Source organism: Calidifontibacter indicus (genome assembly GCF_003386865.1).
GTDB lineage: Bacteria > Actinomycetota > Actinomycetes > Actinomycetales > Dermatophilaceae > Yimella > Yimella indica.
Genome location: NZ_QTUA01000001.1, coordinates 343,007 through 366,177, shown reverse-complemented (window position 1 = coordinate 366,177; position 23,171 = coordinate 343,007). Strand labels below are relative to the sequence as shown.

The 23,171-nt window shown below is 67.7% G+C and carries 19 protein-coding genes and 2 pseudogenes; 13 read left to right on the top strand and 8 right to left on the bottom strand.

All coding sequences use genetic code 11. From position 1 onward, the window contains the following. Window positions 1–7: 7 nt before the first annotated feature. On the bottom strand, window positions 8–1,102 hold the full coding sequence (locus DFJ65_RS01725) for an inositol-3-phosphate synthase (RefSeq protein WP_115921526.1): 1,095 nt from the start codon (window positions 1,100–1,102) through the stop codon (window positions 8–10). A gap of 67 nt (window positions 1,103–1,169) precedes the next feature. Then, complete coding sequence (locus tag DFJ65_RS01720; RefSeq protein WP_115921525.1) at window positions 1,170–1,727, bottom strand: PadR family transcriptional regulator; 558 nt, start codon at window positions 1,725–1,727, stop codon at window positions 1,170–1,172. Between the two features lie 177 nt (window positions 1,728–1,904). Here DFJ65_RS01720 and DFJ65_RS01715 point away from each other — a divergent pair, with 177 nt between their 5' ends. The 6 genes from DFJ65_RS01715 (at window position 1,905) to rplI (ending at window position 7,599) form a co-directional block, all read left to right on the top strand. Further along, window positions 1,905–4,268 (top strand): transglycosylase domain-containing protein, encoded by a 2,364-nt coding sequence (locus DFJ65_RS01715; RefSeq protein WP_115921524.1) that lies wholly within the window; start codon window positions 1,905–1,907, stop codon window positions 4,266–4,268. A gap of 37 nt (window positions 4,269–4,305) precedes the next feature. Next, on the top strand, window positions 4,306–5,694 hold the full coding sequence (locus DFJ65_RS01710) for a glycosyltransferase 87 family protein (RefSeq protein WP_115921523.1): 1,389 nt from the start codon (window positions 4,306–4,308) through the stop codon (window positions 5,692–5,694). 126 nt (window positions 5,695–5,820) lie between these two features. Further along, window positions 5,821–6,108, top strand: coding sequence for a 30S ribosomal protein S6 (rpsF, locus tag DFJ65_RS01705; protein WP_115921522.1), 288 nt, complete (start codon window positions 5,821–5,823; stop codon window positions 6,106–6,108). A 29-nt stretch (window positions 6,109–6,137) separates the two neighbouring features. Beyond that, on the top strand, window positions 6,138–6,743 hold the full coding sequence (locus DFJ65_RS01700; RefSeq protein ID WP_115921521.1) for a single-stranded DNA-binding protein: 606 nt from the start codon (window positions 6,138–6,140) through the stop codon (window positions 6,741–6,743). Window positions 6,744–6,886: 143 nt separating this feature from the next. After that, window positions 6,887–7,123 carry a 30S ribosomal protein S18 gene (gene rpsR, locus DFJ65_RS01695; protein WP_115921520.1) on the top strand — a complete coding sequence of 79 codons (237 nt, stop codon included), beginning with the start codon at window positions 6,887–6,889 and terminating at the stop codon, window positions 7,121–7,123. Between the two features lie 26 nt (window positions 7,124–7,149). Continuing rightward, window positions 7,150–7,599: a 50S ribosomal protein L9 gene (rplI, locus tag DFJ65_RS01690; protein ID WP_115921519.1), complete on the top strand. Its 450-nt coding sequence runs from the start codon at window positions 7,150–7,152 to the stop codon at window positions 7,597–7,599. Window positions 7,600–7,706: 107 nt separating this feature from the next. Here the strand turns inward: rplI and DFJ65_RS01685 are convergent, their stop codons facing one another. Continuing rightward, the gene (locus DFJ65_RS01685; protein WP_245949919.1) at window positions 7,707–9,071 is read right to left on the bottom strand and encodes an MATE family efflux transporter; all 1,365 of its coding nucleotides are present in this window, start codon (window positions 9,069–9,071) and stop codon (window positions 7,707–7,709) included. Window positions 9,072–9,629: 558 nt separating this feature from the next. Between DFJ65_RS01685 and DFJ65_RS01680 the strand changes: the two genes are divergently transcribed. From DFJ65_RS01680 to DFJ65_RS01660, 5 genes and pseudogenes are all read left to right on the top strand, one after another. Next, the gene (locus tag DFJ65_RS01680) at window positions 9,630–10,400 is read left to right on the top strand and encodes a C40 family peptidase (RefSeq protein WP_115921518.1); all 771 of its coding nucleotides are present in this window, start codon (window positions 9,630–9,632) and stop codon (window positions 10,398–10,400) included. Window positions 10,401–11,087: 687 nt separating this feature from the next. Then, window positions 11,088–12,437, top strand: coding sequence for a C40 family peptidase (locus DFJ65_RS17660; RefSeq protein ID WP_115921517.1), 1,350 nt, complete (start codon window positions 11,088–11,090; stop codon window positions 12,435–12,437). A gap of 45 nt (window positions 12,438–12,482) precedes the next feature. Then, window positions 12,483–13,679 carry a peptidoglycan DD-metalloendopeptidase family protein gene (locus DFJ65_RS01670; protein ID WP_147301273.1) on the top strand — a complete coding sequence of 399 codons (1,197 nt, stop codon included), beginning with the start codon at window positions 12,483–12,485 and terminating at the stop codon, window positions 13,677–13,679. 421 nt (window positions 13,680–14,100) lie between these two features. Then, window positions 14,101–16,728, top strand: a complete 2,628-nt coding sequence (dnaB, locus tag DFJ65_RS01665) for a replicative DNA helicase (RefSeq protein WP_425452943.1) — start codon at window positions 14,101–14,103, stop codon at window positions 16,726–16,728. A gap of 226 nt (window positions 16,729–16,954) precedes the next feature. Then, a pseudogene (locus DFJ65_RS01660) lies at window positions 16,955–17,704 on the top strand (IS481 family transposase); the annotation flags it as partial. 116 nt (window positions 17,705–17,820) lie between these two features. Here DFJ65_RS01660 and DFJ65_RS18310 read toward each other — a convergent pair. The 5 genes from DFJ65_RS18310 to DFJ65_RS01635 all read right to left on the bottom strand — a co-directional run bounded on the left by DFJ65_RS18310 (window position 17,821) and on the right by DFJ65_RS01635 (window position 21,092). Further along, complete coding sequence (locus tag DFJ65_RS18310; RefSeq protein ID WP_341352647.1) at window positions 17,821–17,889, bottom strand: cation transporter; 69 nt, start codon at window positions 17,887–17,889, stop codon at window positions 17,821–17,823. Between the two features lie 125 nt (window positions 17,890–18,014). Next, on the bottom strand, window positions 18,015–18,155 hold the full coding sequence (locus DFJ65_RS17910; protein WP_245949917.1) for a hypothetical protein: 141 nt from the start codon (window positions 18,153–18,155) through the stop codon (window positions 18,015–18,017). A 258-nt stretch (window positions 18,156–18,413) separates the two neighbouring features. Next, window positions 18,414–19,325, bottom strand: coding sequence for a F510_1955 family glycosylhydrolase (locus tag DFJ65_RS01645; protein WP_115921513.1), 912 nt, complete (start codon window positions 19,323–19,325; stop codon window positions 18,414–18,416). Continuing rightward, window positions 19,325–20,827, bottom strand: coding sequence for a multicopper oxidase family protein (locus DFJ65_RS01640; RefSeq protein ID WP_170143955.1), 1,503 nt, complete (start codon window positions 20,825–20,827; stop codon window positions 19,325–19,327). The genes DFJ65_RS01645 and DFJ65_RS01640 overlap by 1 nt, the downstream gene beginning before the upstream one ends. A 25-nt stretch (window positions 20,828–20,852) precedes the next feature. Then, the gene (locus DFJ65_RS01635; protein ID WP_115921511.1) at window positions 20,853–21,092 is read right to left on the bottom strand and encodes an SHOCT domain-containing protein; all 240 of its coding nucleotides are present in this window, start codon (window positions 21,090–21,092) and stop codon (window positions 20,853–20,855) included. Between the two features lie 229 nt (window positions 21,093–21,321). On the opposite strand from DFJ65_RS01635, the pseudogene DFJ65_RS01630 reads away from it, so the two are divergent. Beyond that, a pseudogene (locus tag DFJ65_RS01630) lies at window positions 21,322–21,979 on the top strand (winged helix-turn-helix domain-containing protein). Beyond that, window positions 21,979–23,097 carry a sensor histidine kinase gene (locus tag DFJ65_RS01625; protein WP_342767486.1) on the top strand — a complete coding sequence of 373 codons (1,119 nt, stop codon included), beginning with the start codon at window positions 21,979–21,981 and terminating at the stop codon, window positions 23,095–23,097. The pseudogene DFJ65_RS01630 and the gene DFJ65_RS01625 overlap by 1 nt, the downstream one beginning before the upstream one ends. Window positions 23,098–23,171: the final 74 nt, after the last annotated feature.

Genomic DNA, 23,171 nt, shown 5'->3' with positions numbered 1-23,171 from the left:
AGAGAACTCAGCGCTCTTCGGTGCCCTTGATGAACGCCTCGAGCTTGGCGCGGCCCTCGGTGTCCTCGCGCTGCTCCGGCGGCGACTTCATCAGGTACGAAGAAGCCGACAGCAGGGCGCCGCCGATGCCACGGTCCTTGGCGATCTTCGCGGCGCGGATCGCGTCGATGATGATGCCGGCCGAGTTCGGGGAGTCCCAGACCTCGAGCTTGTACTCCAGGTTCAGCGGCACGTCACCGAACGCGCGACCCTCGAGGCGCACGTACGCCCACTTGCGGTCGTCGAGCCAGGCGACGTAGTCGGACGGGCCGATGTGCACGTTGCGGTCGTCGGCGCCGACGCCGGCCAGCGGGCCGTTGAGGTTGGAGGTGACGGCCTGCGTCTTGGAGATCTTCTTCGACTCCAGGCGCTCGCGCTCGAGCATGTTCTTGAAGTCCATGTTGCCGCCGACGTTGAGCTGGTAGGTGCGGTCGAGCACCACGCCACGGTCTTCGAACAGCTTCGCCATCACGCGGTGGGTGATGGTGGCGCCGACCTGACTCTTGATGTCGTCACCGATGATCGGCACGCCTGCGGCCTCGAACTTCGCGGCCCACTCCGGGTCGGACGCGATGAAGACCGGCAGCGCGTTGACGAAGGCGACGCCCGCGTCGATCGCGCACTGCGCGTAGAACTTGTCGGCCTGCTCCGAACCCACCGGCAGGTAGGAGACGAGCACGTCGACCTTGGCGTCCTTGAGCGCCTGCACGACGTCGACCGGCTCGGCGGCCGACTCGTCGATCGTCAGCGCGTAGTACTTGCCGATGCCGTCGAGGGTGTGACCACGCTGCACCTCGACGCCCTTGGTCGGCACGTCGCAGATCTTGATGGTGTTGTTCTCGGAGGCGTTGATCGCCTCGGAGAGGTCCTTGCCGACCTTCTTGTCGTCGACGTCGAACGCGGCGACGAACTCGACGTCGCTGACGTGGTAGTCACCGAACTTGACGTGCATCAGGCCGGGGACGGACGCGGACGCGTCGGCGTCCTTGTAGTACTCGACGCCCTGCACCAGCGAGCTGGCGCAGTTGCCGACGCCGACGATGGCGACGCGGATCGAACCCATGAGTGAATCTCCTTGTTCTACGGGCTTGTTCATGAAATGACGCGCGGGGTGTCTGTGGGTCGACGGATCAGGTCGACCGGTCGTCGCGCGGCGGACCGCCGCGTTCGGTCTCGATGAGCTCGGTCAGCCAGCGCACCTCGCGCTCGGTCGACTCGAGTCCGTGCCGGTGCAGTTCGGCGGTGTAGCGGTCGGTGCGCTCGCGGCGCACCCGCGCCTGCTCCCTGGCGGCGTCGAGCCGCTCCTCCAGGCGCGAGCGGCGACCCTCCAGGATGCGCAGCCGGACGTCGCTGCTGGCCCGGCCGAAGAACGCGAAGTGGACGTCGAAGGTGTCGTCCTCCCAGGTCATCGGGCCGGTGTGCTCCATCAGCGTCTGGAACTGCTCCTTGCCCTCCGCGGTCAGTTCGTAACTGATCCGCGGACGCTTGCCGCCGATCTGCTCCGCGTGCTCGGTGATCCAGCCGCGCGCGACCAGACCCTTCAAGCAGGGGTAGAGCGAGCCGTACGACACGGCACGGAAGGCGCCGAGCACGCCGGCGAGTCGCTTGCGCAACTCGTAGCCGTGCATCGGCTGCTCGTGCAGCAGCCCGAGCACCGCGAGTTCGAGGGTGGCTCCGCGTCGGGACACGGTGGACCTCCTTCGAGTAGCGGTGACAAATGGGCCAAATGCATCGATCAGGTGACAAAGTGATGCTTTGTCTGGTCGATCATAGGGCATCCGATGTATCGGGGCGATACATCGGCGTGTCGCGCATTTGAAAACGACGAACAGCTGGTGAACAGATGTCCGCGTTACGCTCTCCCGGTGACCGACAGCAGCAACGCCAAGGGCGGCAGCAAGCCCGCGCGCACCCCCGCCGGCAGCAGCCGTCCGGCCGGCTCCGGCGGCAAGGGCTCCGGCGGCAAGGGCTCCGGCGGCAAGGGCTCCGCCGCCAAGCGATCGGGCGGCAAGCCGCGCCGCAAGCAGCGACCGCTGTGGCTGAAGGTGCTGCTGCGCACCCTGCTCGGATTCTTCGTGCTCGGTCTCATCGGGTTCATCGCCCTGGTCGTCATCTACCTGCGCACCGACATCCCGCAGCCGAACGCCGATGCCGCCAAGCAGTTGTCGGTCGTCTACTACAGCGACGGCAAGACCGAGCTCGACCGCTTCAGCACGGTCAACCGTGAAGACGTCGAACTCGCGAAGGTGCCCGTCGTCGTGCAGCGGGAGTTCCTCGCCGCCGAGGACCGCAACTTCTACAAGAACAACGGTGTGAGCGTCACCGGCATCGTGCGCGCCTTCTGGACCAACCTGCGCGGCGGCCAGCAACAAGGCGGCTCGACGATCACCCAGCAGTACGTGAAGAACTACTTCCTCACCCAAGACCGCACGGTCAGCCGGAAACTGAAGGAAGTGATGATCTCGATCAAGATCGACCAGAAGTACTCCAAGGACGAGATCCTCAAGAACTACCTCAACAACACCTACTTCGGCCGCAACGCCTACGGCATCCAGGCGGCGTCCAAGGCCTACTTCAACAAGGACGTCTCGAGGCTCAACCCGTCCGAGGGTGCGTTCCTCGCGTCGGTGATCAACGCCCCCGGCCTCTACGACCCAGCCAACGGCGCGCGCGCCAAGGAGGCCGTGCGGGCGCGGATGACGTACGTGCTCGACGGCATGGTGCAGCTGGGCTGGATGGACCAGGCGACCCGTGACCAGCAGCGCTACCCGAACGTCGCCGACCGCAAGGCGCCGACGTACGGCAGCGGCCCGACGGGCTACATCACCGCCTCGGTGCGCAACGAGCTCAAGAGCACGCTGAAGCTGAGCGACGCCGACATCGACCGCGGTGGTCTGCGGATCACGACGACGATCGACAAGACCTCGCAGGACGCCGCGGTGCGCGCGGTCGACGACAACGTCCCGAACGTCGCCTCGACCAAGACGCTGCACGCCGGTCTCATCGCGCAGAAGCCCGACGGCGCGATCGTGGCGATGTACGGCGGACGCGACTACCAGAAGAACAACTACAACGCGGCGACCCAAGCGGCGCCGCAGGGCGGTTCGAGCTTCAAGGCGTTCGGTCTGGTCGCCGCGCTCGAGAACGGATACAGCCTGCGCAGCCGGTTCAGCGGGGCCAGCCCGCTCAAGCTGCCCGGTCTCGACAAGCCGCTGGGCAACAGCGGCGGCGTGTCGTACGGCGACATCAACCTGTCGTACGCCACGGCCCACTCGGTCAACACCGCGTTCCTGCGGCTCAACCTGGAGATGGGTCCGGCGAAGACCCGCGCGGCCGCGATCAAGGCGGGTATCCCGCAGAACAGCCCGGGGCTCGGCGACGACACGACCAACATCCTCGGCACCGCCTCGACCAAGGTCATCGACATGGCCCGCGCCTACAGCACGATCTCGAACGAGGGCAAGCGCGCCGACCCCTACGTCATCGCGAAGGTGACGAGCGTGTCGGGCGACTACGACTACACGGCCAAGCCCAAGACCGAGCAGGTCATCGACAAGGACGTCGCCGCCGACGTCACCACCGCGCTGGCCGGGGTCAACAAGGCCGGCGGCACGGGATACGACTCCCTCCAACGCGCCGGGTTCACCCGTCCGTCGGCCGGCAAGACCGGCACGACCGACGAGTTCAAGGCCGCTTGGTACACCGGTTTCACCCCCGGCCAGCTCACGGCGTCCGTCGGCATGTATGCCGGCGACGGCACCGAGTCGCTCGCTTCGGAGGGGGCCGACTTCTACGGCGGACAGGTGCCGGCGAGCATCTGGGCCGACTTCATGAACGCCGCGCTGCGCGGTCAGCCCGTCGCCCAGTTGCCGCAGCCGGGCAATGTGCAGGGCAAGCAGCCGGCCACCGAGTACGTGCCGCCGCCGGTCACCTCGACCCGTCCGTCGAGCACCAGCACGTCGACCAGCACCACCACGTCGGCCACGACGAGCAGCACGACGAGCAGCACGACGAGCAGCACGACGTCGACGACCACCTCGACGAGCAGCACGACGAGCAGCACCACCTCGACCACGACGGCCCCGCCGTCGAGCACGTCGACCCAGCCGTCGGTGACCCAACCGCCGTCGACCACTGCTGCGCCCTCGTCGACCGCGCCGCCGCCGGGCACCGGGGCAGCACAAACCGCCACCCAGGCGCCGACGGCCACCGCGCCGCCGAACCCGTGACCGGCGTCCGACCGCTTCTGGCCGTATCCTGCGGAGCGTGACCCCCAGCAGCCCCGAGGACAACCTCCGGCTCACCGTGCCGAGCCGCGGCGAGCAGGTGGCCGGCTGGGCGACCCAGGTGATCGGCGGCCCGACCGGCCGGTACGCCGCGGTCGGACGACGCGGCATCTCCTACGCGGTGACGGTGCTGAGTGCGCTGGCATCGGTGATGGTCGCCCTCGGTGTCGGGCAGAAGACCTACTGCGTCAAGAACGGTTGGTCGGCGCCCGATTCGCTGTGGCGCTCCTGCTACTCCGACGTCGCCGTCGGTCTCAACGTCGACGGCGGACCCTGGGCCAAGGGTGGACCGGGGGAGAACCAACCGGTGCTCACCGCGATCCTGCACTGGGTGTTGCGCAAGGTGGTGCCGAGCGGATCGGGCCTTCCCGTGCAGCAGTACTACTTCGCCATCTGCGCAGTGGTCGTCGCGCTGCTCGTCGCTGCGACGGTCATCGCGACCGCCCACCTGCTGCGCGGCACCCCGTGGCTGGCGGCCCACGTCGCCCTCAGCCCGGTGCTCATCACCGCATCGCTGATCTCCCTGGAGATGTTCGGTGTCGCGCTCGCGACCTTCGGGTTCCTGTTCTGGGTGCGTGAACGGCCCGCGCTGGCCGGCATCGCGCTCGGCGCCGCGACGATGGCGCGCTCCTACCCGCTGGTCATCGTCGCGGCGATCGCCCTGGTCGCCCTGCGCGACCGTCGCAGCGAGGCGCTGGCCCGGATGCTGGGCGCCGGCACGGTCACCGCCGTCGCCTGCCTCGCGGTCGCCTACCTGGCCGGCGGCGACCCGTTCACCGTCTACCGCAACTGGAACGCCGCGGGTCCGGGCTACGGCTCGCCGTGGTTCCTGCTCACCCTGCTCAAGGTCGACGTCGACCCGTCCGCGGCCACCTGGCTGGCGGTCTTCGGCTGGTTGCTCGCGCTGCTCGTGGGCGCCTACCTGGTGCGGCGTCCGGCTCATCTGACACCGCTCGCGCCGCTGGCGCTGACGATGCTGGTCATCGTGTGCGTCACCGGCAAGTCGTTCCCGGTGCAGCAGGCGCTGTGGATCCTGCCCTTCCTGGCGCTCACCGCGTTCCGGTGGCGCGAGCACCTCGTGTGGGCCGGCGTCGAGATCGTCACCTTCGTCATCACGATGCTGTTCATCGCGACCCGCACCGGCGGCGTCAAGGGTGTGGCGTGGCAGACCTACCTGATCTTCGTGGTCACCCGACTCGTCGCCTGGGTGTCGGTGGCATGGATTAGTTGGGAGAGCGCCGAGAAGTTGCAGGACCACCACGATCCCGAATCGGCCGCCGAGGCCGACCGGCAACTCGTGGCCGATCTGGCCCACGGCAATTTCTCCACAGGCGGCGACGATTCGGAGATTGTCGGCGGCCCGGCCTAGACTGACCTGCGTTCCCGTTCGACCCCAGCCGGCTTCCACGCCGCCGGCCGAGCGTGAGCACGCAGTAAACCTCCTGTCACGTCAGATCGGCGTGACCGCTTGAGACCAAAGGAGGTGGGTTTACGCATGCGTCAGTACGAACTCATGATCATCCTCGACCCCGAGCTTGACGAGCGCACCGTTCAGCCGTCGCTGGACAAGTGGCTTGCAGTCGTGACCAAGGATGGTGGCACCGTCGACAACGTCGACCTGTGGGGCCGCCGTCGCCTGGCCTACGACATCAAGAAGCAGTCCGAGGGCATCTACGCCGTGGTCAACATGACCGCGGAGTCGGCAACCGCCAAGGAGCTTGACCGTCAGCTCGGACTCAACGAGTCCGTTCTGCGTACCAAGCTGCTGCGCGCCGACGCCTGATTCCAATCGTCACGAGTTAGGACAACACCATGGCCGCCGGCGACACCGTCATCACCATCATCGGCAACCTCACTCAAGACCCGGAGCTGCGTTTCACGCCGTCCGGTGCAGCTGTCGCGAACTTCACCGTGGCCTCGACGCCGCGCCAGTTCGACCGACAGACCAATGAGTGGAAGGACGGCGAAACGCTGTTCATGCGGTGCTCGGTGTGGCGTGACGCCGCCGAGAACGTCGCGGAGTCGCTGACCCGCGGTTCCCGGGTCATCGTGTCGGGCCGTCTGAAGTCTCGTTCGTTCGAGACCAAGGAAGGCGAGAAGCGTACCGTCGTCGAACTCGACGTCGACGAGGTCGGTCCGTCGTTGCGTTACGCCACCGCGAAGGTCGCCAAGACCCAGCGTGGCGGCGGCAACTTCGGTGGCGGCCAGGGCGGCGGAAACTTCGGCGGTGGCCAGGGCGGTGGCCAGGGCGGCGGCAACTTCGGTGGCGGCGGTCAGGGCGGTGGCCAGGGTGGCAACTTCGGCGGCGGAGCGCCGCAGGAAGACCCGTGGGCGACCAGCGCACCGTCCGGCAACAACAACGGCGGCGGTCAGGGCGGCTGGAGCACCGGCCCGTCCTACGACGAGCCCCCGTTCTGATCGACCCGATCGTTTTCGATCGTCGCTGATCGTCTCCGAGTCCTGTCCTGACTCGCACCGGTGCGGACCCGCTCCGCACCACCTGAACAAACTCACCATCCCGAGTTCGCTCGGGCTCCCTGAACCAGAAGGAGAGCACCACGATGGCCAAGCCCGTTGTGCGTAAGCCCAAGAAGAAGGCCAACCCGCTGAAGGCGGCGAAGGTCGAGAAGATCGACTACAAGGACGTCGCGACGCTGCGCAAGTTCATCAGCGACCGCGGCAAGATCCGCGCCCGCCGCGTGACCGGTGTGTCCGTGCAGGAGCAGCGCCTCATCGCCAACGCCGTCAAGAACGCGCGTGAGATGGCCCTGCTGCCGTACTCGAGCTCCGCTCGCTGATCCGGCGTAGGAAAGGACACCCACCAATGAAGATCATCCTCACCCACGAGGTGCACGGTCTCGGCTCCGCCGGCGACGTCGTCGACGTCAAGGACGGCTACGCCCGCAACTACCTGCTGCCCCGCAGCCTGGCCACCCCGTGGACCAAGGGCGGACAGAAGCAGGTCGAGGCGATCACCAAGGCCCGCGAGGTGCGCGCGGTGAAGTCCCTCGACGACGCCAAGTCGCTCAAGGGTCAGCTGGAGGCCGGCAAGGTCAACCTGCAGGCGCGCGCCGGCCAGTCCGGTCGCCTGTTCGGTGCCGTCACCACCGCCGAGATCGCCGACGCGGTCAAGGCTGCCGGTGTCGGTTCGATCGACCGCCGCACCGTCCAGGTCGCGCAGCCGATCCGCTCGCTCGGCGAGCACGAGGTCCAGGTCCGCCTCCACCCGGAGGTCGCCGCGACCCTCAAGCTGAACGTCGTCGCCGCCAAGTAAGGCGCCGGGCTTCACACGCAAGCGCCCGTCTCCCTCCGGGGAGGCGGGCGCTTCATCGTGCCCGCACCCGGTGGTCGAGCCCGTCGTCGAAAACCTGCGGACGGCGGTCAGGCGCCGGTGACCAGCCAGGCGTCCCCGCGCGAGCGCCAGCGCAGCGCGATCCAGCGGGCCACCATGAACCACCCGAGCGAGGCCCAGAGCAGCCCGATCGCGGCGTGCTCGCTGAACTCGTCGCCGTGGGCGCGCAGCACCAGCAACACGGGTGCATAGGCGACCAGGGTGCCGATGCTCAACCAGGCGAGGGCCTTGTTGTCACCGGCGCCCATGAGCACGCCGTCGAGCACGAACACCGCACCGGAGATCGGTTGGGTCACGGCCAGCACGAGCAGTGCGACGGTGAGGCTCGAGCGCACCGCGTCGTCCTGGGAGAACAGCGGCGGCAGGATCCAGGCGGTGAGCGCGGTGATGATGCCGAGGACCAGCCCGCCGATCCAGCCCCAGCGGGTCATCAGACCGGTTGCGCGGCGGGCGTATTGGGAGTCGCCGGCGCCGAGGCCCGTGCCGATGAGGGCCTGTGCCGCGATCGCGAGGGCGTCGAGCGCGAAGGCCAGCAGGCTGAAGACGTTCATCGCCACCTGGTGCGCGGCGAGGGTGACCACCCCGAGCGAGGCCGCCACCCAGGTCGTGAGCAGGAACGCGGCGCGCAGGGCGATGGTACGCACCAGCAGCGGGCCGCCGGTGCGTGCGGCGGCGAGCACGTCGCCGGGGTGGAAGGCGAGTCGGGCGCCCGCCTCACGGGCCTTCCGGACGACGAACGCCGCGAGCACCAGCGCCGTACCCGTCTGTGCGACAACGGTTCCGATCGCGGAGCCGGCGATGCCGAGGCCCGCGGGATAAACCAGCAGGTAGTTGAGCAGCGCGTTCGCGCCGAAGCCCGCGGTCGCGACGATCAGCGGGGTGCGGGTGTCCTGGAGGCCGCGCAGCACTCCGGTCGCGGCCGACACCATGAGCAGTGACGGGATGCCGGCCGCCGCGATCCGCAAGTAGGTGGTGGCGGGGTCGACGACCTCGCCGGTGGCGCCCATCAGTCGGGTGAGCGGGCCGGCGAACGCGGCGACGAGGCCGGCCGTCGGAAGGCCGAGCACCAGTGAGAGCCAGAGTCCGTCGACGCCGGCCTCGAGCGCGGCGGCGCGTCGCCCGGCGCCCGTCCGGCGGGCGACGACCGACGTGGTCGCATAGGCAAGGAACACGAACACGCCTGCCGCAGTGAGAAGTACGGCCGAGGCGACACCGAGCGCGGCGAGTGAGGTGGTGCCGAGGTGGCCGACGATCGCGCTGTCGGTGAGCAGGAAGAGCGGCTCGGCGATGAGGGTGAGGAACGCGGGGACGGCGAGGCGCAGGATCTGCCGCGCGTCGGAGTGTGGCATGGCGGGCGCCTGGTCGGAGGTGGTGTCGGGTCCGCGTTCTGGCATGGGCACCACCGTAGGAGGGCCGTCGAACGATGGTGCGCGACCTCCGGTCGGGAGCCGTTGCCGAGGAGCTCGCTGTGCGCGGACGGACAGACAGGATGGGCTGGAGTGAAATGGGTGGCCGGTGGGGCCTACCGACCGGTATCAGACGGGGTGTCCGAGGGCCCGATCGACCCCCGAGGAGGGCTCCGGCCACGCCGGTGTCCATATTTCGGACCTAGCAAATCTCGAAATGTGGATGGGTAGTGAACCCGTCAACAGACTCCGCACGCGGGGTTTGGCCGAAGTCCGTTCTTCCCTGCAATGGCGCGGATAATCACGGAATGGTCACGGCACCTCCTCCGGGGTGGGGCTAGCCCGACAACCGTGGCGGGCAGGGCCACCTGTGGGGCCACTTTGCGAAAACTTTGCCTCCGGTTCGGAACCGAAGCGATTTTCGGGCACTCTGGTCCGGGCAGTTCGCTCACTTGGGGGTAGCCGAGCAGCCAGCAGTACCGCAATCGATCCATCCGGATCGGTTGCATTGTCCTCATCGTCAAGTGCCGAAGGGTTATCCCCGCAATGGGTTCCTACAAGCCGCGTCATCTCAAGCACGAGCCCAGCCTCGTCTCCAACGTCGTGGGCCGCCGTGGTCTCGCTGTCGCCGCCGCGACCGCCACTGTTGTCCCGGTCGCTCTGGCCGAATCTGCTTCCGCCGCTCCGGCGCCGGCCGCCGTTGCCGCCCCGGTGAAGGCCGCCCCGGTCAAGACCGCGGGCTGGAACGTCGCCTACGGGTCCACCGGCTACTACGTTGAGCTGCTCCAGTACCGCCTGCAGCGCGCCGGCTACAGCATCGCGAAGGACCGTCAGTTCGGTCCCAAGACGCTGGCCACCCTGCGTTCGTTCCAGTGGCGCAAGGGCCTCGCCGTCACCGGGTGGGCGAACGACGCCACCTGGCGCGCCCTCGGCGGCGTCCCGGGCATGTCGGCCGCGTCGACCTCGCGCAGCACCGTCCGCACCGCGAGCAGCTCGTCGATCGTGCGCATCGCGCAGCAGTACCACGGTGTGCCCTACGTCTGGGGTGGCACCACCCCCCGCGGCTTCGACTGCTCGGGCTTCACCCAGTACGTCTACCGCAAGGCCGGTATCAACATCCCGCGTACCGCCAGCGCCCAGCAGTCCGCTGCTCGCCGCGTGTACACCCCGCAGCCGGGTGACCTGGTCTTCTCCGGCTTCCCGGCCTACCACGTGTCGATCTACGCCGGTAACGGCTACGAGGTCTCGGCTCGCATGCCTGGCACCGTGATCGTCACCAAGAAGATCTACGGCTACAAGAGCTACGGCCGCTTCTGATCGGTCCTGCCCTTCGGCAGTCTCTCGAACCGCCCCACACCGCTCGACGGTGTGGGGCGGGTCGTCGCTGTCTGTGGCAGTGTGCCGCGGCCGCTAACACGCGTCGCGGTCCAGGAGTTCTGCATCGGAACAGACACGCCGAAATGTTTCAGCTGGACGGTTGACCAACCGAAGGGCCCCGCCGAGCTCCGGCGGGGCGCCTGGGCCTTCCTGCGGACGGTCTGGTGTCCAGTCTTGGTGTCGGACAGTGCAGTTGGAGGGCGCACTGAGGGCGCTGCTGTGGCCCGTTGCGCCAGCTGTGCCGAGCCCGTGCCCACGGGGTGGATGAGGGTTCATCTCAAAATTTGAGAAAACTACAAGAAATTCGTGGTTCGGCGTGTCGTTCGATAGCGATTTTCGAGCGGAGTGTTACGGGCACGCCGAAATCCCGCGCGATTCCGCGGCAAACAGTACTTCTGACCCGCAAGGCACGCTTCGTCCCGTTCGTCACATACGCCACAAAAGCCACATGGGCAAGAACTGACACGCCGATTTACACCACTCACGGCTACCACAGAGAACCGACAGCGGGCATAGTCCTTGCGGCAGCTCGTCCTCGGCCCGGTCCGGAGACGTCGTCCGCCCCCGTGACAGCGGGGTCGGGGCTGACCGAGACACGCCACGAGAACGACGTTTCGAGAGGGACCGATGAGGATCACCACGCCTCGGCACCAGAAGCAGCGCCCCAACCTCGTCGCCAAGATCGCTCCCGCGGTCACGGCACGTAAAGCGGTCGTCTTCGGCGGTGCGGCGCTCACCCTGCCGGTGACCGCGGCCAGCACGCTCACCGCTCCCGCGGGTGCCGCTGTCGCTCCGGTCAAGGCAGCGACGCCCGTGCAGACCACCAGCGTGGCGAGCACCGTCCGCACCACCCCGGCACCGACCGTCGTGAGTTTGAAGTACGGCTCGACGGGTGCGCTGGTGAAGACGCTGCAGCAGCGTCTGGGCATCGCCCAGGACGGCAGCTTCGGCTCGGCGACCCTCGCGGCCGTGCGCACGTTCCAGGCGCAGAAGCGCCTGCTGGTCGACGGAGTCGTCGGCCCCGCGACCTGGCAGGCCCTCGGTGGTTTCCCGGGCACCACGACCGGTGGAACGACCGGCGGCACCACGGGTGGAACGACCGATGGGACGACGGGCGGCACCACGACCGACACCAACGTCGTCTGGCTGCGGTACGGCTCGACCGGTGCGCTGGTCAAGACGCTGCAGCAGCGTCTCGGCATCACCCAGGACGGCAGCTTCGGCCCGGCGACCCTCGCGGCCGTGCGCGCGTTCCAGACCCAGAAGGGCCTGCCCGTCGACGGCCAGGTCGGCCCGACCACCTGGCAGGCGCTCGGCGGCTACCCGGGCACCGGCACCACGACCACCGAGCCGCCGACCACGCGTCCGCCGGCTTGTGAGGTGACCACCCTCCGGTACGGCTCGAACGGCGCGCTGGTCACTGCGCTGCAGCGCCGGTTGGGTGGCAACGTCGCCGCCGACGGAGACTTCGGCCCGGCGACGCTCGCCGCCGTCCGCGCCCTGCAGAGCAGCAAGGGCCTGCCGGTCACCGGTGTCGTCGACACCGCCACCTGGACCGCCGCCGGCGGCTACCCATGCGACGTGACGACGACCCCCGACACGCCTGACACCCCGGACGTGCCGACCAACGGCACCCTCGGCCAGCGGATCATCGCACAAGCGAAGCAGTACCTCGGCGTGCCGTACGTCTGGGGCGGGGCCACCCCGGCCGGCGGGTTCGACTGCTCGGGTCTGACCCAGTACACGTTCGCCAAGCTCGGCATCACCATCCCGCGGGTCGCCAGCGCGCAGCAGCGCTTCTTCACCCCGGTGACCACCCCGCAGCCGGGTGACCTCGTCTTCTTCGGCACCCCGGCCTACCACATGGGCATCTGGATCTCGGAGGGCACGATGCTCGCCGCTCCATACCCCGGCCAGGTCGTCCGCATCCAGCCGATCTACAACACGCCGTCCGGTTACGGCCGGTACACCGGCTGACCCAGGTTCTCTCCGTCCACGCGCGTACCCGAAAGGTCGTCCACGTTGCTCCGCACTTCCCCCGCGCCTCGTCACCTCAAGCGTCGTCCGAACCCGGCCGCCGGTGTCGTCACCTCCCCTCGCCTGATGGCGGGGATGGGTGTCGCCGTCTCCGTGCCGGCCGGTGCCTCCACCGCGTTGGCGCCGTCCGCGGACGCCGCCACGGTGACCGCTGCTCCGGCCGCGGCACCGTCTGCTGCCCCGACCACCACGGCGGTTCGGGCCGCGACCACCACCGCCCCGGCGGACGTGGTCTGGCTGACCTACGGGTCGACCGGTGACCTCGTCAAGACGATGCAGACCCGCATCGGCGGCCTGGCGGTCGACGGTCACTTCGGCCCGGCGACCCTGGCGCGGGTGAAGGCCTTCCAGACCTCCCACCGGTTGTACGTCGACGGCAAGGTGGGTCCGGCGACCTGGCAGGCCCTCGGCGGCTTCCCGTCGACGAACACCCAGCCCTGCCAGGTGACCACGCTGCGTTACGGCAGCAGCGGGTCGCTGGTGCGCACGGCCCAGCAGCAGCTCGGTGGCCTGGCGGTCGACGGTCACTTCGGCCCGGCGACGTTGGCCCGGGTGAAGACCGTCCAGGCCGGCAAGGGTCTGCCCGCGACCGGTGTGATCGACAGCGCCACCTGGCGCGCGCTCGGCGGGGCCTGTGTGGGTGTCGGTGGCACTGGTGGAACTGGTGGCACCACGACCGGTGGCACCACGACTGGTGGTACGACCCCCACCCAACCCGCGGTGGGTGACCCGAACGCGCCGTACCGGATGCCGTTCGCGAAGGGCTCGACCTACCGGATCACTCAGGGACCGAACGGGGTGTACTCGCATCACACCGCGTACAACCGGTACGGCATCGACTTCGGGATGCCGATCGGCACCTCGGTGGTCGCGTCCCGTAGCGGCACTGTCGTCGACACCGGCTGGACCAATGCCGGCGGCGGCAACTACGTGCTGATCAAGGACGCCTCGGGGCTGTGCCAGGTGTACTTCCACCTGTCCGGCTACCAGGTGGCGGCCGGCCAGCCGGTCGCCCAGGGGCAGCGCATCGCCACCTCGGGCAACACCGGCAACTCCAGCGGGCCGCACCTGCACTTCGGTCTGCTCAACTGCAACACCTGGCTGTCCGCGGCCCTGCCGAACTCGGTGGAGCGCGGCACGAGCTACGTCAGCGGCGTCTCGGTGACCAGCACCAACGGCTGACCTCAGCCCATCCGGCTTCGGCCCGCACGACCAGCTATCCGGTCGTGCGGGCCGAAACTTTTTTGTGACCTGGTTCTGTGATTAAGGCACGTGCCATCTCCCGGACGTCGCGAGGGCCGGACGTCTCGGCGGTTCACCTGTCGGCGGGCGGGGTCTCGGATCTTGGACGGGTGAACGAAGGTTGTTCCCGCAGGTCAGGACGTTTCCTGCAGCTTTTCCACAGCACATTCCACAGCCTGTGAGGAACGGTCCACAGCGGACCGCACACATTCTCCCCAGGTTGCTCACATGGTCGGATGCGGCCTGTTTGGCGCGTCGCTCGTGGGCGTCGTACGGTGCTTCGTCAGTCAAGTGGCGAGGCTGTCGGTGGTCGCTGTTGAACTGTTGATCACGAAGGTCGAGCCAGGGGAAGCGGGCGGTTGTGGACGATCTGAATCCGGCGTACGGCGAGCAGGGCAACTCCGGTTACTCCGGGGGTGGCGGCGAGACCGCGCCCGGGCTGGTGCCCCCGCAAGACCGGCACGCCGAGCAGTCGGTGATCGGCGGCATGCTGATCAGCAAGGACGCGATCGCCGACGCCGCCGAGGCGGTCAACGGGCGCGACTTCTACTTCCCGGCCCACGAGATGATCTACGAAGCGGTCATCGACCTCTACGGACGCGGTGAGCCGGCCGACGCGATCACCGTCGCCGACGAGCTCGCCAAGCGTGGCGAACTGCAGCGCATCGGTGGCCAGCCCTACCTGCACGAGCTGATCCAGTCGGTGCCCACCGCGGCCAACGCCGGTTACTACGCGCAGATCGTCGCCGAGCGTGCGGTGCTGCGCCGCCTCGTCGAGGCCGGCACGCGCATCGTCCAGATGGGGCAGTCCGACGGCGGGGGCGACGTCGTCGACGTCATCAATGCGGCCCAGGCCGAGATCTTCGGCGTCACCGCCGGCAAAGACACCGAAGACTACGTGCGTCTCGGTGAGGTGGTCGAGATGACCGCCGACGAGATCGAGGCGGCGTCGTCGCACGGCGGCCAGATGACCGGTGTGCCCACCGGGTTTCAGGAGCTCGACACGCTCACCAACGGTCTGCACCCGGGGCAGATGATTGTCATCGCGGCGAGGCCCGCCGTCGGAAAGGCGCTCGCTCTCGACACCCCGCTGCCCACGCCCACCGGCTGGACGACGATGGGCGAGGTGCAGGTCGGCGACGAGCTGATCGGTGAAGACGGTCTGCCGACGCGCGTCGTCGCGGCCACCGGGGTCATGCTCGACCGTCCGTGTTTCGAGGTGGAGTTCACCGACGGCACCGTCATCACCGCCGACGCGCAGCACCAGTGGCTCACCGACACCCGCGCCAGTCGCCGCGCGCAGCAGGAAGCCCGCAAGCGTGGCGCGGCCGCGAAGGTCGGCCCCGAGGTGCGCACCACCGTCGAGATCTTCGAAACCCAGCGCTGCGACACGGCTGACGCCCGCCGCAATCACAGTGTCCGGTTGAGCGCACCGCTGGCCGGTGAGCTTGCCGACCTTCCGTTGTCGCCCTACGTGCTCGGTGCATGGCTCGGTGACGGTTCGTCGGCCGCGGCGCAGATAACGACAGCCGACGACCAGATGGTGGAGTTGTTGCGCGGTGAGGGGCTGGTCGTCGAGGCCACGTCCGGCAGGATGCGTTACTCGCTGAAGCTGCCGGTCGAGCCGATCTCGGCGCGAGTCTGCGTCGTGTGCGGTGCGGAGTTCGTCCCGCAGACTGCGCAAGTGAAGACGTGTGGACGCAGCTGCGGCGGCCGGGCGAAGACTGTCTCGGCGAAGACCGTTCCTCCGGTCTGCCCCGATTGCGGAAGGCCGTCGTCGGGGATGCGGCGTTGCCGGACCTGCCATCTCGAGCACGGCACGGTGCGTGGCCTGCTTCGCGGCCTCGGCGTGCTCGGCGACAAGCACATCCCCGGGTCGTACCTGCGGGCGAGTGAGTGGCAGCGACGCGAGTTGCTGGCGGGCCTGCTCGACACCGACGGCACCGTCACCTCGGGCGGGTGCGTGCAGTTCACGTCGACCTCGGAGCGGCTGGCTGCCGACGTCCGCGAGCTCGTGGTGTCGCTGGGCTACCGCTGTGGGGTGTCGCGAAAGGCGGTGCACGGTCGATCGGAGGCAAGCTCGATCGCTCACACTCTGACCTTCTCGAGCAACGACGACATGTTCCGGCTCGATCGAAAGCGGTTGTTGCACAAGGAGATTCGTCAGCGCTCCTTCGAGCGTCGTGACTCGCAGTTCATCGTCGACGTGCGCCCGGTCGAATCGGTGCCGGTGCGTTGCGTGCAGGTCGACAACGGATCGCACCTCTACCTCGCGAGTCGCTCGATGATCCCGACGCACAACTCGACGATCGGACTCGACATCGCGCGCGCGGCGTCGATCAAGAACAACATGACCTCGGTCGTCTTCAGTCTGGAGATGAGCAAGGTCGAGATCTCGATGCGTCTGCTGTCGGCGGAGGCCGAGATCCAGTTGCAGCACATGCGCAAGGGCACGATGCGCGACGAAGACTGGGCCAAGCTGGCGAAGACGATGGGCCGCATCTCCGACGCACCGCTGTTCATCGACGACTCGCCGAACATGTCGCTGATGGAGATCCGCTCGAAGTGCCGCCGGCTCAAGGAGCGCCACAACCTCAAGCTCGTCGTCATCGACTATCTGCAGCTGATGACGTCGGGCAAGAAGGTCGAGTCGCGCCAGCAGGAGGTGTCCGAGTTCTCGCGTGCGCTGAAGCTGCTCGCGAAGGAACTCGAGGTGCCGGTGATTGCGATCTCGCAGCTGAACCGTGGTCCTGAGCAGCGCACCGACAAGCGTCCGCAGATGAGTGACCTTCGCGAATCTGGATCAATCGAGCAGGACGCCGACATGGTGATGCTGCTGCACCGCGAAGACCAGCAGAACAAGGAGTCGGAGCGCGTCGGTGAGGCCGACATCATCGTGGCCAAGCACCGTAACGGCCCGACCGACACCATCACCGTTGCGTTCCAGGGGCACTACTCGCGGTTCAAGGACATGGCGACGAACTTCTGACCTGAGTTGGCTCAATTGTCGAGATGCAGCGAACATTGGTCAAACTGCCGTTCGATCAAAGTCGGGGCTGTGTTCAGCACTCTTCCGGGATCGAAATTGCACAATCTGGACGCTTGTTCGACGTGAGAACTGTTCTCACTGACAAACGGTCTCGATGTTGCTGCAGGTCAGAGGAGTGGCAATGGGCGCGGCAACAGTTATGTAAAGTTACTCGTGCGTACAAGCACGGATCGCGTACCACCTGGGCTTGAACGTCTCTACGGTCCAGCGGATCCTGTCCCGCTACGGGTGCCTGCGCCTGTCCTGGACCGACCCGGCAACCGGGGCCCCGGTCCGCGCGAAGCGACGGCAGATCGTGCGCTACGAACGCGAAGCGCCCGGGGACCTGGTCCACGTCGACATCAAGAAGCTGGGCCGCATCCCCGACGGCGGAGGGCATCGCATCCACGGACGAGCACAGGGCGGGCGCAACTCCAGCGCTCACCGGGAACAAGGCCGGCCACGCAAGGTCCACGGCCGCCCGAACCTGGGGTACGCGTTCTTGCACCATGCGGTCGATGACCACTCGCGCTACACCTACTCCGAGATCCTGACCGATGAGAAGAGGGAGACTGCGACAGCGTTCATGGCCCGCGCCCTAGAGCACTTCAACTCCGTCGGCATCACCACCCAGCGGGTGATGACCGACAACGGGGCCTGCTACCGCTCGCGGATGTTCCGGGACCTGTTGGCCGAGCACGGGATCAAGCACAAGTGGACCCGCCCCTACCGGCCGCAAACCAACGGCAAGGTCGAGCGGTTCAACCGCACCCTGCAAGAGGAATGGGCCTACGCCCGCCCCTACTCCAGCGAGAGCGAACGCGTCGCGGCCTTCCCCAACTTCCTCCACACCTACAATCACGACCGCGGCCACACCGCACTCAAAGGCGCCACACCTGCAGACCGCGTACCCAACCTGGCGGGTCAGTACAGCTAGGCGTGGGTCAGTTGCGGCGGGCGGTGTAGCCGCCTCGACGACGGCGCTGACGACAGCGTCGTCGGAGACGTGACCACTAGTAGTGATGATCAGTTCGCCGGTGGCGGCGCTGACGGTCAGGCTTGCACGCCTGGCAGTGCGGAGACCTTGTCGCGGACGCTGCTCTCGCAGTGGCCACAGGTCATTCCAGTGACGGCATACGTCTGGGTGGAGTTCATCAGGTCTGGCCTCTTCTGTAGGTGACACCCTCCCAACAAACATACCCCCTAGGGGTATTCCCTGATGCTGGGTCGTGGGGCGGTTGGGGTTCTCACGGCTTGTGCTCGTGGTTGGTGCCGTGGTTCATCCAGGCCATCATCACGCCCATCATGAGCAGGCAGCCCATTGCGTAGAGCAGGCCGCCGGCGCCGAGCCGGCCGGTCGTGATCAAGGTGCCCACGAGCAGCAGCATGGGCACGCACATAGCCACATCAGCCAGTGGTGGCCGCTGCGGCGACCGGGCTCAGTGGGGGATGACTCGGTGGAGGTCGGCTCGGCGGGTGGGGTGAGGGGTGCGTAGGTCGGGTTCGGGGTGTTCTGCTGTTGCATGGCTGCTCCCTTGGTCTCGGTTGCGGTGCTCGGGGCTGTCCCCGGGTGCTTTCGGCCTGCGAGGTCGATGTGGCCCTCGGGTCGTGGTTCGGTGAAGATCTGGTCTAGGTCTATGCGGGCTTCACAAGAGCTTCTCGACGGTGGCGCCCCCGTCGGCGGTGCGCAGTACTGCGCCGTCGGCGACGAGGATGGTTTCGATCTGGCCGTCGGTGCCGCGTTGGGCGAACAGGGCCTGTGGAGCTCCGATGCGCTTGGGTTGCAGGGTCCAGGTCGCTCCGGTGTCGTTGCTGGTCGCGATCTGGCCGTTAGTGGTGGCGATCACGATGGTTTGCTCGTCGGCCCACGCAGCGAGCAGGGCCGTCGCGGGTGGGGTCAGGCCCTTCCAGGAGCGGCCGTCGTCGGTGCTGTGGAGGAGCCCGGTTTCGGTGGTGGCGAGTAGTGCTCCGGTTTGCGGTGACGCGGCCAAGGTGCGGGGGGCAGCCGGGATGGTGCGGGTGGTCCAGGTCTCGCCGTCGGTGGTGCTGCGAAGAGTGCCATCGAAGCCGACCACGCTGGTTGGGCTTGAGGTGAGGGCGTGGAAGTCGGACTCTCCGCCTCGAGAGCTGACGCGCCACGTGCGACCGGAGTCGGTGGAGGTGATGAGCCCGACCGGCTGGGGCAGGTCGACGCCTGCGCCGGGGTGCCCTGAGGCGTAGTAGGTGCCGTCCGGGGCGACGGTGAAACCCATCAGGTCGATGACCGGTCCGTTCTGTAGGAGTTCGCCGTTGGCGTGGCGGAAGAGTCCCTCGTGGGTGGCCAGGAGTAGGTCACCGGTCTTGGGGTCGCGGGCGACAGCGTGGATGTGGGTGATCGCGACCGGCGGTTGGTTGGCTGCTGATGCGGTGGAGGTTGACCCTCCTCCGGCCACGGTGGGGGTCGCGATGGACGTCGTATTGCCGGTGGGTGTGGTCGTGGCGCCACACGCGGCCAGAATCGTCGTGGTCACGAGTACGCCCCCTGCGACGAGGACGCGGCGTCGGGTGGTGGTGATCATCAGCGGTACTCCAGGGCGATCATCATGCCCGCTTCTGCGTGGTAGATGTTGTGGCAGTGGATCATCCAGTCGCCGGCGTTGTCGGCGTCGAGGTCGATCGCGAAGGACTGCATGGGCGCCATCAGCACGGTGTCCTTGCGCAGCCCCGAGGGCAGGGCGAAAGTGTGCCCGTGCAGGTGCAGCGGGTGGGTCATCATCGTCATGTTGGTGGCGTTGATCCGCAGCCGTCGCCCAGCCCTGACGGTCAGTGGCTCGTTCTCGCCGTACTTGGCGCCGTTCATGCCCCACTGGTAGGGCTTCATCGAGCCTTGCAGGGCCAGGTCGACGGTGGCGTCCGGCTCCTTGCCCGGCAGCTTGGCTGCTTCGGTCGGGCGCAACTGTGAGCCGATGAGGACCTGGCCAGCCAACTCGCTGGGGTCAGCGGCAACCGGAGGAGCAGCGCCGGCGCCGGTACGGACCACGGCCATGGCCTGGCCGCCGCTGGTCTTGCCGAACGGTCGGGCCACAAGGGGGAAGGCGCCGTCAGCGAGGGTGACGATGGCGTCGTACCGCTCGCCCATCCCGATGTAGAAGGCGCCCACCTCGGTGGGCTCGACCGCGTGCCCGTCACTGTGGGTGATGGTGAGCCGGTGCCCACCAAGGGCCACGGTGAAGATGGTGTCGGAAGCCGCGTTGATGACCCGCAGCCGCACCTTCTGGCCCGGCTTGGCGGCCAGCACGTCCGGGTCGGTCGGGGGTTTGCCGTTGATCAAGAACAGCGGATAGGTGACGTCGCCGGCGTCACCCCAGGGTCCGGTCCCCATCGACATCCGACTCATCGAGCCGTGGTCCATGCCACCCATTCCGCCCATGCCGCCTCCGTTGGCGGGGCCACCGTCGGCGATCAGCTTCTTGAACACCTCGTCGGGGGTGGTGCCGGTGCCATCGATCCAGTCGTCCAGAACCACAACCCATTCGGCGTCGTAGCGGCCGGGGTCGGTGGGGTCGTCGATGATCATTGGGGCGTACAGGCCGCGGTCGAGTTGGACCCCGACGTGGGGGTGGAAGAAGTAGGTTCCCGGATCCGGGGCGGTGAACTCGTACACGAACTTGCCGCCGGTCTTGACCGGATCCTGGGTGAGGCCGGGGACGCCGTCGGCGGCGTTTGGCAGTCGGATGCCGTGCCAGTGGATCGTGGTGTCTGCGGGGAGCTGGTTGTCGAGCGTGAGGCGCAGGAAGTCACCTGCGGTCGCTCGCACCAACGGGCCGGGAAGCGCACCGTCGTAGGCCCACGTCGCCACCGTCCGCCCGCCCAGGTCAAGGCTGACCGGTCGGGCGGTCAACGTCTTCTCGAGCACCTTCTGTCCCGGTGAGGGGGAGACTGGCGTCGGGGGGCCGAAGGTGCGCGACGGCATAACCCCCGTCCCTGACGAACTGGAGGTGCAGGCGGCCAACGTTGCGGTCGAGGCCAGGCCGAGCCCGCCGAGGAGGACGTTGCGGCGGGAGAGCAGGGGCGAAGTCATGATGCCTTTCATTGGGTGGTCGCTGTCAGTGGCCATCGACGATGAGGCGGCGGCGTTGTTCGTACTCCTCCAGGCTCACCTCGCCGCGGGCCAGGCTCTCCTTGAGGAGAGTGAGCGGATCCGGTCGGGCCGATTCCTGCCTGACGCGCGCGGCCGGGAGCAGGGCCCGGATCACCAGCACAATGACGACCCAGAAGGCGAGGGCGCCGCCGCCCATCACGAGCCACATCCACCAGCCCATCCCGGTCCCGTTGCCCCACATCATGAGCGCCCTCCCTTCCCGTCGTCGTGGCGCGCTGCACCGTCACGATCCACAGTGCAACTCGACCCTCAAGACCGGACCGCGGCGAGGTTGAGGTTTGACGAAGATCTACCCCGGCACCGTCAGAGAGGTCGTGGCGTGGGCGGCGGGCAGGGACACTGTCAGGGTGAGCACGACACCACCACCGGGCGCTCGAGTCCTGATCATCGAGGACGAAACAACGCTGGCCGGAATGATCGCCGCCTACGTCTCCCGCGCTGGCTTCGACTCCAGTGTGGTCCACACCGGCCCAGACGGCGTCCAAGCCGCGCGTGATCTAGCACCCGATGTCGTGATCCTGGACTTGGGCCTCCCCGGGCTGGACGGCATCGAAGTGTGCCGTCAGCTCCGCACCTTCACCGACTGCTACGTCATCGTCGTCACCGCCCGAAAGGACGAGATCGACACCCTCATCGGGTTGTCCGTCGGCGCGGACGACTACATCACCAAACCGTTCAGCGTCCGCGAACTGGTCGCACGAGTCCAAGCGGTACTGCGACGACCCCGCACCGGATCCACCACCGCCTCCGGGACCGCCCGTAGTGAACCGACCAGGGTGTTCGGTGCACTACGTGTCGACGCGGACGGCCAGCGTGTGCACCTGGGCGACGTCGAGGTGGCCCTCACCCCCACCGAACGGTGACCTGCTCATGGCTCTGGCGCGCCGTCCGTCGATGGCGTTCTCCCGGCGCCAGCTCATTGACGACATCTGGGGACCGGACTGGGTTGGCGACGAGCACCTCGTCGATGTTCACGTTGCTCACCTGCGCCGCAAACTCGGCGACGACCCCGAAACTGGCAGATACATCACCACGGTCCGAGGCGTGGGCTATCGGATGGGACAAGGGTGATGGCGCCAGCGCGCACCAACAGCGCTGGGCTGGCGACCCGCCTCCTGGCTGGACAGGCCATCGTGCTGGTCGCCGGTGCCCTCACTGTCGGCCTGGTCGCCGCCATGATCGGCCCACCCATCTTCCACCAGCACCTCGTCGAGTCCGGCCACCAACAGAACTCGCCTGAGCTCGTCCATATCGAGACGGCCTACCGCGAAGCGTCCTTGATCTCCGTCGGGGTCGGTCTTCTGATCTCGCTGCTCGCTGCCGGTGCGGTGACATGGTTCCTCACCCGACGGCTCCGCCGCCCTCTCGAACAGGTGACCACTGCTGCAATGGAACTCACCCGTGGGCACTACTCCACGCGCGTGCCGACCAGCGCCTCAGGCACCGAACTGGAGACCTTCGCAACCGCGTTCAACACGATGGCCAGCAGGCTCGAAGGAATCGAGGACACCCGTCGACGGATGCTGTCAGACCTCGCCCATGAACTCCGCACACCGATTGCGACCCTGAGCGCTTACCACGAAGGGCTCCACGACGGCATGGCCGCCCTCGGGCCAGAATCTCGCGAGGCGCTGGAGGAGCAAACCCGCCGGCTGGCGCGCCTCGCCGACGACATCGACGAGGCGCGCCAGCCGAGGAGGGCCGACTCGCGCTCGACCTCCGCCCACACCACGTCAGGGATCTTCTCTGGCCGGCCCACGAGGGCATGCCTGACGCCTTTGCCGCCAAGGGGATCAACCTCGTCGTCGAGCCACCAACCGCCACAGGGCTCGATGTCCACGTCGATCGAAACCGCATCGGACAGGTCCTCACCAATCTCCTCACCAGTGCACTCCGCCACACCCCCCCCAGGAGGAACCGTCATCCTGGCGGCCAACCGCCAAGGTGAAGAAGCGGCAATCTCCGTGATCGACGACGGCGACGGAATGACCCCCGAACAACTCGAGCACGCCTTCGAACGGTTCTATCGAGGTGACGCCGCCCGCACCCGCGACCGCACAGGTTCAGGCATCGGGCTGACCATCAGCAAAGCTCTCATCGACGCCCACCATGGAAGCATCTCCGCCAACAGTGACGGCCAGGGAGAAGGCACACGCCTCATACTCACCCTCCCACTCCCCGGGCGTTAGCCAATATTCAAGACTCGACTCCGGGGATCGCCTCCCCTCCGCAGCCGCACGGCCTGACTCGGCAATGACCTGTC